Origin of the sequence: Hydrogenophaga sp. T2, from assembly GCF_049843535.1 — a bacterium.
GTDB lineage: Bacteria > Pseudomonadota > Gammaproteobacteria > Burkholderiales > Burkholderiaceae_C > Hydrogenophaga > Hydrogenophaga crocea.
Genome location: NZ_JBBHZJ010000008.1, coordinates 261835 through 273533, shown reverse-complemented (window position 1 = coordinate 273533; position 11699 = coordinate 261835). Strand labels below are relative to the sequence as shown.

Annotated in this window: 12 protein-coding genes and 1 pseudogene; 2 read left to right on the top strand and 11 right to left on the bottom strand. The window is 67.8% G+C overall.

From position 1 onward, the window contains the following. Nucleotides 1–11: 11 nt before the first annotated feature. Nucleotides 12–806, top strand: a complete 795-nt coding sequence (locus tag WDZ95_RS18950; protein WP_425780764.1) for an SDR family NAD(P)-dependent oxidoreductase — start codon at nucleotides 12–14, stop codon at nucleotides 804–806. Nucleotides 807–877: 71 nt separating this feature from the next. Here the strand turns inward: WDZ95_RS18950 and WDZ95_RS18945 are convergent, their stop codons facing one another. From WDZ95_RS18945 to WDZ95_RS18895, 11 genes and pseudogenes are all read right to left on the bottom strand, one after another. After that, nucleotides 878–1300 carry a type II toxin-antitoxin system VapC family toxin gene (locus WDZ95_RS18945; RefSeq protein ID WP_425780743.1) on the bottom strand — a complete coding sequence of 141 codons (423 nt, stop codon included), beginning with the start codon at nucleotides 1298–1300 and terminating at the stop codon, nucleotides 878–880. Further along, complete coding sequence (locus WDZ95_RS18940; protein ID WP_425780762.1) at nucleotides 1297–1551, bottom strand: FitA-like ribbon-helix-helix domain-containing protein; 255 nt, start codon at nucleotides 1549–1551, stop codon at nucleotides 1297–1299. Before WDZ95_RS18940 ends, WDZ95_RS18945 begins: the two co-directional genes overlap by 4 nt. Nucleotides 1552–1643: 92 nt before the next feature. Further along, the gene (locus WDZ95_RS18935) at nucleotides 1644–3080 is read right to left on the bottom strand and encodes an HlyD family type I secretion periplasmic adaptor subunit (protein WP_425780741.1); all 1437 of its coding nucleotides are present in this window, start codon (nucleotides 3078–3080) and stop codon (nucleotides 1644–1646) included. Between the two features lie 5 nt (nucleotides 3081–3085). Further along, nucleotides 3086–4276 (bottom strand): annotated as a pseudogene (locus tag WDZ95_RS18930) (ATP-binding cassette domain-containing protein); the annotation flags it as partial. A 1101-nt stretch (nucleotides 4277–5377) separates the two neighbouring features. Next, on the bottom strand, nucleotides 5378–6310 hold the full coding sequence (locus tag WDZ95_RS18925; protein WP_425780739.1) for a hypothetical protein: 933 nt from the start codon (nucleotides 6308–6310) through the stop codon (nucleotides 5378–5380). Between the two features lie 8 nt (nucleotides 6311–6318). Beyond that, nucleotides 6319–6480, bottom strand: coding sequence for a hypothetical protein (locus WDZ95_RS18920; protein WP_425780737.1), 162 nt, complete (start codon nucleotides 6478–6480; stop codon nucleotides 6319–6321). A gap of 124 nt (nucleotides 6481–6604) precedes the next feature. After that, entirely contained in the window at nucleotides 6605–6904 is a 300-nt protein-coding gene (locus tag WDZ95_RS18915) for a hypothetical protein (protein ID WP_166224734.1), read from the bottom strand. A gap of 25 nt (nucleotides 6905–6929) precedes the next feature. Beyond that, nucleotides 6930–7184, bottom strand: coding sequence for a sulfur carrier protein ThiS (thiS, locus tag WDZ95_RS18910; RefSeq protein ID WP_166224731.1), 255 nt, complete (start codon nucleotides 7182–7184; stop codon nucleotides 6930–6932). A 100-nt stretch (nucleotides 7185–7284) separates the two neighbouring features. Continuing rightward, nucleotides 7285–8565, bottom strand: a complete 1281-nt coding sequence (locus WDZ95_RS18905; RefSeq protein ID WP_287467958.1) for an NAD(P)/FAD-dependent oxidoreductase — start codon at nucleotides 8563–8565, stop codon at nucleotides 7285–7287. Between the two features lie 6 nt (nucleotides 8566–8571). Beyond that, nucleotides 8572–10419, bottom strand: a complete 1848-nt coding sequence (locus tag WDZ95_RS18900) for an aldehyde ferredoxin oxidoreductase family protein (protein ID WP_425780734.1) — start codon at nucleotides 10417–10419, stop codon at nucleotides 8572–8574. A gap of 25 nt (nucleotides 10420–10444) precedes the next feature. Next, nucleotides 10445–10921: a 4Fe-4S dicluster domain-containing protein gene (locus WDZ95_RS18895; protein WP_166224722.1), complete on the bottom strand. Its 477-nt coding sequence runs from the start codon at nucleotides 10919–10921 to the stop codon at nucleotides 10445–10447. A 310-nt stretch (nucleotides 10922–11231) separates the two neighbouring features. Between WDZ95_RS18895 and WDZ95_RS18890 the strand changes: the two genes are divergently transcribed. Further along, on the top strand, nucleotides 11232–11696 hold the full coding sequence (locus tag WDZ95_RS18890) for a (2Fe-2S)-binding protein (RefSeq protein WP_425780732.1): 465 nt from the start codon (nucleotides 11232–11234) through the stop codon (nucleotides 11694–11696). The last annotated feature ends 3 nt before the right edge of the window (nucleotides 11697–11699 follow it).

The window sequence follows — 11699 nt, the reverse complement described above, 5'->3', positions numbered from 1 at the left end:
TGTCGCAGGCACTGCAGGCCACGCCCGAGCGCGTGGCGATCGTCACCGGCGCCGCGCGCGGCATCGGCCTGGCCAGCGCGCGCTGGTTCCTCGCACGCGGCTGGCGCGTGGCCGTGGTCGACAAGGACGCCCCGGCCCTCACCGCGGCCCACGCCGCGCTGGCGGCTGAAAGCCCGGGCCGCGCCATCGCCGTGCACGCCGACGTGTCCGACCCCGCGCAGGTGGCGGCACTGGTGGCGCAGGTGGACGCCGCGCTGGGTCGCATCGACGCGCTCGTGAACAACGCGGGCGTGGCCGTGTTCAAGCCGCTGGTGCAGACCAGCTTCGAAGAGTGGCGCCACGTGATGGCGACCAACCTCGACGGCGTGTTCCTGCTGAGCCAGGCCTGCGTGCCGGTGATGAGGCGAAACGGCGGCGGCGCGATCGTGAACATCGCGTCCATCTCGGGCCTGCGCGCGAGCACCTTGCGCGTGGCGTACGGCACGAGCAAGGCCGCGCTGATCCACCTCACCAAGCAACAGGCGGTGGAACTCGCGGGCCTGGGCATCCGCTGCAACGCGATCGCGCCCGGCCCGGTGGAAACCGCCATGGCCAAGCAGGTGCACACGCCCGCCATCCGCGCCGACTACCACGACACCGTGCCGCTCGCGCGCTACGGCACCGAAGAAGAGATCGCCAACGGCATCGGCTTTCTGTGCTCACCCGAGGCGAGCTACGTGACCGGCCAGGTGCTCGCGGTCGACGGCGGCTTCGACGCCGCGGGCGTGGGCTTGCCCACGCTGCGGCGGGACTTCGGGCACGTGTGAGGGCGGTGGGCGAGGCGCCAACGCCGATGAAAGCGCCGTCGTCGCAAACCGTGCTGCAGGCCGCGGGTGGATCAGTGCGCTTGCCAGGGGTCGATCACCGAGACACCCGCGGCCCTGAACGGGCTCGTGTCACGCGTCGCCACCGCGAAGCCGTTGGCCGCGGCGATGGCGGCGATGTAACCGTCGGCCGAGGCGATCGCCAGACCGCTGCTCCGCGCCTTGGTCATCAAATCGGCATAAGCCTGGGTACAAGCCAGGTCGAAGGGCAGTATCCGCCCCGCAAACAGAGGCAACACCCGCGTCTCCAGGTTGTCGCGCAAACCAGTGCGGCGTTTGCCCGCTGGCAGAAAGGCCACACCAGCACGCAGCTCGGCAACGGTGATGGCCGCGAGAAACAAGGTTTCCAGAGGCTGCGCGTCGATCCAGGCCACCACACCCGCATCGGGCGTCTGGCGCAAGGGCTCCGAAACCACATTGGTGTCCAGCAGGATCATTCGAAGCTCGGCGGTTGCGCAGGCGTCTTCTCGCGCACCTGATCGAAGACCGCGAACTCGTCGTCGGTCAAACGCGCCCGTCGACCGATATCGGCCAGCAAGCTGCCCAGTTTGACCCGTCCCTGCGGGCTGACAGCCGATTCCAGAATGTCCCGCACCTCAGCCTCCATGCTGTGCCCATGGCGCGCCGCGCGAGCACGCAAAGCCCGGTGTACCGCTTCCGGCAGATTTCGAACGGTCAACATTGCCATCGTGACCTCCATGTCAGATTGCATGCATTCTATTCTCATGCATGCGAATCAACGCTTTTCCGGCAAAAGGCACTGGATACCAATCCGCGCTCTCAGCGCTCGCGCAGGCTCTCCTGGCCGTGCTGCAGCAGCGGCGCCAGGAAATACTCGATCACGCGGCGCTGTCCCGTGCGGGCTTCCACGGTCACGGCCATGCCGGGCGAGAGCGTCACGCTGGCGCCGTCCACGTTCATGTCGCTGCGCGACAGGCGCACGCGCGCCGTGTAGATCAGGCCGCGGCGCTCGTCGCTGATCGCGTCGTGCGACACGCTCACGAGCTCGGCGCGCAGCGTGCCGTACTTCGTGAACGGGAAAGTCTCCACCTTCACCTCGGCCGGCTGGCCCGCGCGCAGGAAGCCGATGTCCTTGTTCTCGAACAGGGCCTCGACCTCCAGCGGCTGATCGATCGGCACCACCACCATGAGCGCCTGCGCGGGCGTGACCACCCCGCCCTCGGTGTGCATGGCCAGTTGCTGCACCGTGCCGTCCACGGGCGAGCGCAGGCGCGTGAGCCGCTCGCGCGCCTCGGCCTTGATGCGCTCCTGCGCCAGCGCGTCCAGCCGCTGCTGCGCCTGCTCGACGCTGTCGAGCGCGGTGCGGCGGGTCTGCGCGGTGAGCGCGTGCTGCTGGGCACGGGCTTCGTCGAGCGAGGCGTCGATTTCCTGCAGCCGCTGGCGCTGGGCCTCGAGATCGGCCGCCATCTCGACGCGCGCCTGCTCGTGTTCGAGGTAGCCGTGCTGCGACACGAAGGCCTCGTCCACCAGGCGGCGGTAGTCCTGCGCCCGCTGCGTGGCCATGGGCAGGGTCTGTTCGAGCTTGTGCACCAGCGCCTGCGTGGTGCGGCGTTCGGCCTCGCGCCGCGCCACATCGGCCGCGATGCGCTCGCGCTGGCTCTGGTACTCGGCGTATTCGCCCTGCAGCAGCCGTTCGGCTTCCCGCTGCCGCGCACCATCGACACCGGGCTGGCGCGGCAGGGCCGGGGCGCGGCCCGCCGCGAGCGCGGCCAGCAGCGCCTGGCCGCGGGCCCGCTGCAGCAGCGCGGCCGTGTGCTCCACCGCCACGCGAGCGGCATCGGCCTCGGGCGCGGTCGGGTCGAGCTCCATGAGCAGGTCGCCCGCGCGCACGAATTGGCCGTCGCGCACGTGGATGGACTTCACCGTGGCCGCCTCCAGCGGCTGGATGGTTTTGCTGCGTCCGCCCGGCACCACCTTGCCCTGCCCCACGGCCACCACGTCGATGCGCCCGAAGCCGGCCCAGAGCAACGCCAGCAGCAGGAACAGCACGAGCAGGCCCATGGCCACGCGGGGCGCGGGCGACACCGGCGTTTCCTGCAAGGCCAGCGCCGCGGGCAGGAATGCGGCTTCGTGCGCCTCGCGGTGGGGCGCGTCGAACAGCGCGCGCTGGGCCCAGGCCCGCTGCCACACGCGGCGGTGGTGGCCCAGCAACTGGCACAGCGCCTGCCAGCGCCACTTCAGGTGGGCGGCGAACATGCGGCTCAGGCCTGCTGCAGCCGCCACAGCTGCGCATAGGCGCCGCCGCTGCCTTCGAGCAGCTGCTGGTGCGCGCCCGACTCCACGATGCGGCCGCGCTCCATCACCACGATGCGGTCGGCGTCGCGCACCGCGCTGAGCCGGTGGGCCACGATGATCACCGTGCGGCCGCGGGCGATGCGCTTCATGTTCTGCTGCACCATGCGTTCGCTTTCGTAGTCGAGCGCGCTGGTGGCTTCGTCGAGGATGAGGATGCGCGGATCGCCCATGAGCGCGCGCGCGATGGCGATGCGCTGGCGCTGCCCGCCCGAGAGCGAGGCGCCGTGCTCACCCACCAGCGTGTCGTAGCCCTCGGGCAGCTCGCAGATGAAGCCGTGCGCGCCAGCCATGTGCGCCGCGCCCATCACCCGTTCGAGCGAGGCGCCCGGGTCGGCCAGCGCGATGTTGTCGCGCACGCTGCGCGCGAAAAGCACGTTGTCTTGCAGCACCACGCCGATCTGGCGGCGCAGCGAGCCAGGCTCTACCGTGGCCAGGTCCACGCCGTCCACCAGCACGCGGCCGCGCTGCGGGGCTTGCAGGCGCTGCACCAGCTGGGTCAGTGTGCTCTTGCCCGAACCCGACCGGCCCACCACGCCGATGACCTGGCCCGCGGGAATCTCGAGCGTGAGGCCCTGCAGCACCTCGGGGCCTTCGGGCCGGTAGCGGAAGTGAACGCCTTCGAACGCGATGCGCCCGGACAAGGGCGGCAAGGCCGCCTTGCGCCCCGCGGCTTCGGGGGGCGTGTTCAGGATGTCGCCGAGCCGCTGCACGGAGATGCCGGTCTGCTGGAAATCGGTCCAGAGGTTGGCCAGCCGCATCACGGGCTGGGCCACCTGGCCCGCGAGCATGTTGAACGCGATCAGTTGCCCGACAGACAGATCACCTTCAATGACGAAGCGCGCGCCAAAGTACAAGGTGAACACCGTGACGAGCTTGGACACCAGCGTGACCGCGCTGTTGGCCATCGTGCCCACGGTGGCGGTCTTGAAACCCGCGGCCACGTAGCCCGCGAGCTGCTGGTCCCACTGGCGGCGCCACTGCGGCTCCACCGCCATGGCCTTGACGGTGTGGATGGCTGATGCCGTCCTGGTTCGCATCGCGCCAGACCTGCAACTGCGCCCAGGCCGCGTCGGCGCTGGTGATCTGGCCGTCGCCGTTGACATCGAGATCGGCCAGGGCCTCGAAGCCCTGGCTGGCGAACTGGCCGTTGCGCTTGAGGGTGTCCACGCCAAAGAGCTCGCGGCCCGAATCAATACGGCCATTGCCGTTCAGATCGCGCACAAGAAAACCGTCGTCGGCGCGCGCCCAGCCGGTGCCGGTCCTGATGCCGTCGGCGTTGTGGTCGAAGAGGACGTTGCCGGAGGCGCCGGTCAATTCGAGGCCGTCGCCATCGAGGTCGAGGACCAAGGGGTCGCGTTGCAGGATGAAGGCGCGGGCGGCGTTGAAGGATATGTTGGTGAGGGGATTGGCCAGGAAGAACGGATCGCTGTCGATCACCCGGTGGATGGCGTTCAACATGCGCCCCGCTTCCGTGTGCTGCAGCCATTCCATCAAGGTCTTGGCGCTGCGTCCAATGGCGTCCCAGTTCGCGAAGCCGGGAACTTGCTCAATCCAATCCAGCGCCGCATCGCGAATGGCAGGGTCTTCAGAAAAACTCAGCCGGCCAACCGTGTTGTAAAGCTTGACGCTCGCCAAGGTGCCATCCAGGCCATCTCCGCCGGTGTCGCGAATTTCTCGCCAGAGGGCTTCGACGGCCTCATCGCCTTGGGTCTGGCGCACCAATTCCATCGGGGTGTTGAGCGTCCAGTTGTCGAGGGAGAGGTTGTTGTTGGTGAAGACAGTTTGGTGGAATCGACGTACTTCTTCGTAGTTGACGTCCTCGGAAATCTGACCACCTTGTCGGGTGCTGCGAACCCGAAGAGCCTCAACGTAGCGTCGAGCCATATCCATCCGGATGTTATCGAGGGAGGCCTCAGAAAGGTTTCGACACTGCGATCCACCCCAGCCCATCATGGCAGTGCCGGTCAGAAAGTTCACCGCCGACACGCCGGCAATCGTGCTTTCACTGGCAACACCACCTGCCCAGCCGGCATAGTTGTAGCCCTGTTCATACAACTCGGCATACACCTGTTCTGCATCGGCCACAGTTCCGCTGGCCAACCGATCGGAATAGGCTTTCAATTGGGCGGTCGTGAGTACTTGTGCTTGAGACATGCATTTCTTCCTAAAGGCTGATAGGTGAAGTGACAGGTGATCGTTCAGCGCGGAATGATTGGTCCGGCTTCAGGTTGACTGGGGTTGTGCCGAAACCCCAGCACGATGTGAGTGACCATGAGTTGGATCTCTCCCCAGTGCTGCAGCAGAGGACGGCGGTACTGCGCTGTGAGTTGAATGCGAAGCGCTTTGTCTTCCAAAGACCAGACCTGATCGCAGGTAGATCGATTGATATCAACCCGTACTGACGTGCATCGAATCGTGACTAGCAATTGACCCGACGCATCGCGACCGAAATACTCGTCGTCAATGATCAGCTTCATCGGGTCAGGCCCTTCGGGCGGGGGGGCCAGCTTGTAGACCTCAAGCCCAAATTCCTTTTCGGGCTGGCGGCGGTACCGAAACAGCGCAGACTTGTGATTCATGTCGTTGTAAATCGATTGCTCGTAACGACTTAGAAATCCGTCGCCAGGGTAGTGCTTGCTGCTCGCAACGCCGACATCAATCCACCGATCCTCCCAAGGCGGCGTCAGCCGTTTCTCCTCCCGCCGCGCCCACGAATCGAGCGTCTGGCCATCCGGGTAACGCACGTAAAACCCGAAGCTGTTGATCTTCGATTCGAAGGTCCGCACCGGCGGCCGCCAATTGGGCGCAGGGGCCCACCCGGGGTCGCCGTCGTACTCCAGCAGCTCGGCCATGTATCGCGGCACCTTCACCGGCATGCCGCCGAGGTCGCCAATGGCAAACCCCGGATACGGCTGCGAAGCCACGTGGGCCTCGATGCGTTCGGTGATGCGCCTTGCCTTGTGCAGCCACACGGCCCCCACGGCCGCCACCACGAGCAGGCCGATGAGCAGCAGCCCGAGCAGCCAGCGGCGCCAGGGCCGGCGCGGCTGGGGGGCGGGCACGAGTTCAAGGCTGTAGCACTCGCCTTCGGCCCAGCCGGACCGGGGCTTGTTCGGGTTGGGTGTGCTCACGGGTGTGCTCACAGGCGGGCCCCCTGGAAGCCCAGGCCCCAGAGCACGATCGCCAGACCGATGCCGAGCAGCACGCACAGGCGGCGCAACCAGCGCTTGCGCCGCATCTTGGCGGCGTACACCGGGTTGCTGAATTCGCTGTCGTGCTCGATGTTGCGTTTCGCGCTCACGGGGCGCCCTCCTTGGAAACGCCCGCGAGGTTAGGAGGGGCCTGTCTCTGCGGCACTACCGCGAGCGCACTAATTGGCGCCCGCGTCACCGTTTGCAAAGCGCCGCGATACGCCTGTGCAAGCCTCAGCCGCCGCCGCGCTGCATGTACAGGTCGAAGCGACGCATGAAGGCCAGGCGCTGCGCGTCGTTCAGGCCTTCGAAGCGGAAGGCCACGCGCAGCACGGGCAGGCGCACCAGCGCGATGGTGCGCGGCGGCATGAGCTGCCAGCGCAGTTCGAGGCGGCCCGGAGGCAGCTCGACCTGCGCGCGATCCGGCCCGAGCTGCCACGCCGCGGCACCGATGGCATCGGGCAGCCAACGCAGCCAGTCGGCCTCGGTGCAGCCCATGTCGCGCTCGAAGCGCTCGGGGTAGTGGCTTTGCACGGTGCGGGCGGCGCAGGTCGCCGCTTCAGCCGCCCGCGATGGGCGGCCACACGGCGAGCACGTCGCCGTCGGCGAGCGCCGTGCCCGCGCGCTGCTCGGGCGGCACGAAGCGCCCGTTCACCAGCACCAGGTGGACGAGCTTGGGCGGCATGCCGTAGGGGTCGATCACCTGCTGCACGGTGGTGCCGGGCGCCACGTCGAGATCGACCTGGTTGGCGCGGCGCGCCTCGTGCGGCAGGTAGTCGGTGAGGGTGGCGAAGAGCTTGAAGGTGATCTTCATGGAGGTCCGTGAGGGCGCCCCGCCGCCGGGCCGCCCCAAGGCGGGGCAGCCCCCTCGGGGGGCAGCGACCCGCGCAGCGGCGGAGCGTGGGGGCTCATGTTCAGCGTCGGCGCGTGTCGCCGGCACCGGCCCAGTGGCCTTGCGCCTGCGCGGACGCCAGGTAGGCGTCCATCAGGCGCGTCGGGTCGGCCTTGAGCTTGTCCTTCCACTCGCCCAGCTTCACCTGGCCTTCGACCAGGCCGCGCATCACGCCCACGTGTTCGGTCCAGCCCACCGAGTTGCAGCCCACGAGCTGATCGCCCTTGAACTGCAGGCTCAGGTGGCGGCCGGCGTTCAGGTCGGTGAGCTCCACGTGTTCACCGCCGGGCACGCCTTCCCAGTTGCCGAAGCTCGCCGAGATCATGCCCAGCGTGTCGAGCACGTTGATCTGCGTGACGCCCTTGAGCTCGGCCACCTGCCCCACCATGTTGAGCGCGGCCACGCGCGCCTGCTCGGCGGCGTTGGGCTGGATCGCGCTCACGATCGTTTTGCCGCTGACCTTGTCGTAGGCCTCCGCGCAGTCGCCCGCGGCGTAGATGCCGGGCACGTTGGTCTGCAGGTGCTCGTCGGTGAGCACGCCCTGCAGGCAGGTGATGCCCGAGTCTTTCAGGAAGCCGATGGCCGGGCGCACGCCGGTGGCGCTGATCACGAGATCGGCCTCCACCGTGTCGCCGCCCGAGAGCTTCACGCGCAGCGCGCCGCCGGCCTGGGGCTCGATGGCTTCCACGCGCGTGCCGGTGTAGACCTTCACGCCCTGGGCTTCGCACCAGCGCTTGATCATGCCGCCCGCGGTGGGGCCCATCATGCGCGGCACCATGCGGTCGCCCATCTCCACCACGCTCAGCGCCACGCCGCGCTGCTTGAGCGCTTCCATGATGATGCAGCCGATGAAGCCGGCGCCCATCTGCAGCACGCGTGCGCCGGGCTTGGCGCGCGCCATGATGGCGCGCGCATCTTCCAGCGTCCAGCACGGGTGCACCCCGGGTGCGTCCATGCCCGGGATGGGCGGACGCACCGGGTGCGAGCCGGTGGCGATCAGCAGCTTGTCGAAGGCCAGGGTCTGGCCGTCATCGAGCGTGACGGTGCGGCGCGCGCTGTCGACCGCCGTGGCGCGCGCGCGCACCTGGCGCACGCGCAGCCCGTCGTAGTGCGACGCGCCCTTGCGCAGGTAGGTGCCGCGCTCGTCGATGTTGCCGATGAGCAGGTAGGGAATGGCCATGCGCGAGTACGGCGGCTCGGCCTCATCGCCCACGAGGGTGATGGTGTCGAGCGGCGCGTGCTTGCGAATGGTCTCGGCCGCGATCACGCCGGACGGGCCGGCGCCGAGGATGACGTGGTGCATGCGTTCTTACAGGCCGAGCCGCGCCTTGGTTTCCGCGGTGGGGCGGCCTTCGCTGTCCCAGCCGCGCACCGCGTAGTACTTGGGCAGCATCTCGGGCAGCTTGCTGACCATGCCCTTGGCGGGGCCGGTCTTGGCGGCCTCGGTGAGCAGGCGCTTGGGCAGCGAGTCGTCGGCCTTGGTGAAGCCCGCGGCGTTGTTGAACTCGCGCTCCATGTTCCAGATGCGCTCGCCGATCTTCTCGAGCTCCTCGGTGGTGTACTGCTCGTCGCAGGCGGCCTGCAGTTGCGGGGCCAGATCGGCCACGCCCCAGGCGAAGGTGGTGAACACGCACAGGCCCGACGAATCGAACGCGGCGGTGGCGTCCTGGAAGGCCTTCACGAGTTCGGGCTTGCCCTCGCTCTCCACCGGGTCGGTCTTGACCGGGATGCCCAGCACTTCCGAGGCGATGGTGTAGCCGCGCAGGTGGCACGCGCCGCGGTTGCTGGTGGCGTAGGCCAGGCCGATGCCCTGGATGGCGCGACCGTCGTAGGCGGGGAATTCCTGGCCCTTCACGCTCATCGAGAGGTCGGGGTGGCCGTACTTCTTCGTGAGGCGCGCCGAACCCAGGCCGATCTCCTTGCCGAAGCCCTCGCCCTTGCCGGTCATCTCGGCGAAGGCGGCGAGCGCGGCGGCCGAGCCGAAGGGCGCGTCCACGCCGATCTGCTCCTTGGTGAGCACGCCCATCTCGTAGAGCTCCATCACCGCGCCCACGGTGGCGCCGAAGCTGATGGGGTCCATGCCGTACTCGTTGCACAGCAGGTTGGCGTACTGCAGGGCCTCGAGGTCGTTCACGCCGTTGGCCGCGCCCAGCGCCCAGGCCGCTTCGTATTCGAGACCGCCGCTGGCGCCCCAGTACTGCGGCTTGTTCTGCACGGTGAAGTGGGTCTCGTCGATCTTGCTGATGCGACCGCACGCGATGGTGCAGCCGAAGCAGGCCTGGTTGGTCACCAGGTGCTTCTTGCCGTCGCTCTCGCGCGGCGTGGCCATGGCCTCGGCCGAGATGTCCTTGGCGCCTTCGAACTGCACGTCGCGGTGGTTGCGCGTGGGCAGCGCGCCCACTTCGTTGATCACGTTCATCAGCACCTGGGTGCCATAGGTGGGCAGGCCCTGACCGGTGACCGCGTTCTCCGCCAGGATCTTCTTCTTCTCCTTGGTGACCTGCATGAAGGCCTTGGGGTCGCGGATGTTGCCCACGCCCTTGGTGCCGCGCACCGCAATGGCCTTGAGGTTCTTGCTGCCCATCACCGCGCCCACGCCCGAGCGGCCGGCCGCGCGGTGCAGGTCGTTGACCACGGCGGCGTAGAGCACCTGGTTCTCACCGGCCTGGCCGATGCAGGAGACGCGCACCAGCGGGTCCTGGAGCTGGGTCTTGACCATCTCCTCGGTCTTCCACACCGTCTGGCCCCACAGGTGCGAGGCGTCGCGCAGCTCGGCCACGTCGTCGTTGATGTAGAGGAACACGGGCTTGGGGCTCTTGCCCTCGAAGATCACCATGTCCCAGCCCGCCATCTTGAGCTCGGCGCCCCAGTAGCCGCCCGAGTTCGAGCAGGCGATGGCGCCCGTGAGCGGGCCCTTGGTGATCACGGTGTAGCGGCCGCCGGTGGAGGCCATGGTGCCGGTCAGCGGGCCGGTGGCCCAGATGATCTTGTTGTCCGGCGAGAGCGGGTCGACCTTGGGGTCGACCTCGCTCGTGAGGTACTTGCTGCCGAGGCCGCGCGAGCCGATGTAGGCGCGGGCCCACTGCATGTTCAGCGGTTCGGAGGTGACGGTGCCCGCGCTCAGGTTGACGCGGAGGATTTTTCCAGCCCAGGACATGAGGGTCTCCTTGTGCGGCTACGGGTCAGGCGGCGCTCGGCTGGTTGCCCAGCTTGTCGGCCCACTGTTTCATGCGGTCGATGCCGGTCCAGTTGGCGTCGATGAAGGTGATCGCGCCGGTGGGGCAGGCGTCGGCGCAGGCCGGGTCGCCACCGCAGAGGTCGCACTTCTGCACCTTGCCGGTTTCCTGCACGTAGTTGATGGTGCCGAACGGGCAGGCGATGGTGCAGACCTTGCAGCCCACGCAGGTGGTCTCGTTGACCACCTTGGCGCCGGTGTCCTTGTCGACCTTGATGGCCTCCACCGGGCAGGCGTGCAGGCACCAGGCCTCGTCGCACTGCGTGCAGGTGTAGGGCACCTTCTTGCCCGTGTGGTGGAAGTCGAACACCTTGATGCGCGACTTCGACGTGGCGTAGATGCCGTAGTTCTCGAACGAACACGCCATCTCGCACTGCAGGCAACCCGTGCATTTGTCGGGGTTGATGTGAAGCACCTTCTGCATTCTTGTCTCCTGTGGGGCGACGCCTTGCAAAGCGGGACGTATGCAAGTGTCTGCATACGATTGTTTGAAGCCGACCGCACCGAATCGCCTAGGGTTAACCCCAGTGGGATGTTTGCCGGCCGCACAAAGTCTCAGATTGCGACATCGGTCCTATGCACCAGAGCCATATCCAGGCCCGCAAAAACGCCGAGTCTCATATTGAGAACAACTGGGGGCCGCGGCGCATTCCCAGGGTTAACCCACCCTCGTGGCCCAAGGGGCGGGTGCTCCACTGGCAACGCGTTTTTCCACGACCACCCAGGAGACAGACATGCCCGTAGAACTCAAGGTCAACGGCCGCGCCGTGACCGTGGATGCGGCACCGCACACGCTGCTGGTGCACGCGCTTCGCGAAAACCTCCGCCTCACCGGCACCCACGTGGGTTGCGACACGGCCCAGTGCGGCGCCTGCACGGTGCACGTGAACGGCAAGGCGGTGAAGTCGTGCAACGTGCTGCTGGCCCAGGTGGCCGGCGCCGAGGTGACGACCATCGAAGGCATGGCCGCGGCCGACGGCACCATGCACCCCATGCAGGCGGCCTTCAAGGAGTGCCACGGCCTGCAGTGCGGCTTCTGCACGCCGGGCATGGTGATGAGCGCGGTCGACCTGTGCCAGCGCCACCCGGGCGCGAGCGAAGCGCAGATCCGCGAAGGCCTCGAAGGCAACCTGTGCCGCTGCACGGGCTACCACAACATCGTCCGGGCCGTGCAGCAAGGCGCTGCGGCCATGAAATGAACC